The organism is Saccharomonospora saliphila YIM 90502 (genome assembly GCF_000383795.1).
GTDB classification, from domain to species: domain Bacteria; phylum Actinomycetota; class Actinomycetes; order Mycobacteriales; family Pseudonocardiaceae; genus Saccharomonospora; species Saccharomonospora saliphila.
In genome coordinates this window covers 1-1,806 of the sequence record NZ_KB912591.1, presented here as the reverse complement: position 1 = coordinate 1,806, position 1,806 = coordinate 1, and the positions used below count along the sequence as shown (strand labels likewise).

The 1,806-nt window shown below is 70.9% G+C and carries 1 protein-coding gene and 2 pseudogenes; all 3 read left to right on the top strand.

Annotated features, from left to right (window positions below):
* Positions 1-885, top strand: a pseudogene (locus tag SACSA_RS0100135) (hypothetical protein); the annotation flags it as partial.
* 81 nt (positions 886-966) lie between these two features.
* Complete coding sequence (gene sigM, locus SACSA_RS0100130) at positions 967-1,569, top strand: RNA polymerase sigma factor SigM (protein ID WP_019812505.1); 603 nt, start codon at positions 967-969, stop codon at positions 1,567-1,569.
* Positions 1,566-1,806, top strand: a pseudogene (locus SACSA_RS20780) (hypothetical protein); the annotation flags it as partial. The gene sigM and the pseudogene SACSA_RS20780, both read left to right, overlap by 4 nt.

Sequence of the window (1,806 nt, the reverse complement as noted above, 5' to 3'; positions counted from 1 at the left end):
GACCCGCACGGCGAGCCGGTCGCGCCGAGGACCCTGGTGTCCGGGCTGTCGTCGGAGATGTCGTCCCTGGCGGTGCGAACCATCTCCGACGGCGGCCACGGCGGGCTCCGCACCAGCTCGGCCGTCCTGCGGGCACTGGGCCAGGCCGCCGACGCGGAGGAACAGGCCCGCCGTCCCGTCGAGAACGTCGACCCGGACGGCGGTGTGTGGACCACGAAGAAGCCGGTCAAGGACGCGGGCAGGCGGCGCAAGCTCGCGCTCGGGGTGACCGTGCTGGTGATCGCCGCGGTCGCGGTGATCGCGTGGGCGGGCATGATGGCGATCAGTTTCTTCCAGGACGACCCGCCTTCCGGCCCGCCGGTCAACCTCGCCGACGAGACCTCCACCCAGCAGTCCGATGGCCAGGACGGCGGGGACGGCTCCCAGCAGTCCGGCCGCTCGCTCGGCGACCCGGCCGAGGTGTCGGGCATCGAGGTCTACAACCCCGAAGGCGAGGGCGACGCGGTCGACGAGGCGTCTTACGCCGTCGACGGCGATCCGGCCACGGCGTGGGCGACCGATGAATACCGGCAGCAGTTCCCCGCCTTCAAGTCCGGCGTCGGGCTGATCGCCGAGTTCGCCGAGCCGGTGGACCTGGGCGCGGTACGCATCGTCGCCGACAGCCCCGGCACCGAGGTCGAGATCAGGGCCGCCGATTCGGCCGATCCCGACCTGTCCGATACCGAGGTCGTCGCCTCGGGCCCGTTGGAGGGGCAGCGCACCGAGCTGGCGCTGTCCGAGCCGGTGTCGACCCGGTACGTCATCGTGTGGGTGACAACGCTGTCCGGCGAGGAACCCGAATACACATCGCAGCTATCGGAACTGATGTTCCTCCCTTTGGAATAGCCCGGACGAGGGAACCGGACGGTCGCTCTCGCACGCGAGGTGAGCCCCGCGTCACGTAATGGGGTTAGTACTCTCTGCCGGGTGACCGCAGCAGCGCCCACGGACGCCGATCTCGTCGCCGCCCACGCGGCGGGAGATCCGCACGCCTTCGACGAACTGGTCAGACGGCATCGGGACAGAATGTGGGCGGTCGCCCTACGCACCGTCCGCGACCCGGAAGAGGCCGCCGACGCCCTCCAGGACGCGTTCGTCTCCGCCTTCCGCGCCGCGGCGAACTTCCGCGCGGAGTCGCAGGTCACCACGTGGCTTCATCGGATCGTGGTCAACGCGTGCCTCGATCGGGTACGCAGGCGCCAGGCCCGGCCCACGGTGCCGCTTCCCGAGACCAGCCAGTACGAACCGGCCGTGCCGAACGACTCCATGGCCGAACGGGAAACGCGCCTGCTCGTCCGCGAGGCCCTCGACCAGCTCCCCGAAGACCAGCGGATGCCGATCGTGCTGGTCGATGTGGAAGGGTACTCGGTGTCCGAGACGGCACGGCTGCTGTCGATCGCGGAGGGCACGGTGAAGAGCCGCTGCGCACGCGGGCGGGCCAAGCTCGCGAAACTTCTCGGCCATCTGCGGAACCCCGACAGCGAGGGTGACGTCCCAACTCACGAAAGCAAACACGGGGAGGGACGATGACGGACGAGAGCAGGGGGCGTGGCGGGCTCGTCGGCCCCCCGTGGTCTGTCGACGTGCTCGCCGACCTGCACGCCGGGGTCCTCGACGAGGCGGAGGCGGCCGAGCTGTGGCCGCGCGTGCGCGCCGATCCCGAGGCCAGAGCCGTCCTCGACGCGCTGGACGCGACGGCGCTCGATCTCGCCGGACTCACCTCCGCCGAGATCGAGCCGATGCCCGCCGACGTGGCGAACCGGATCG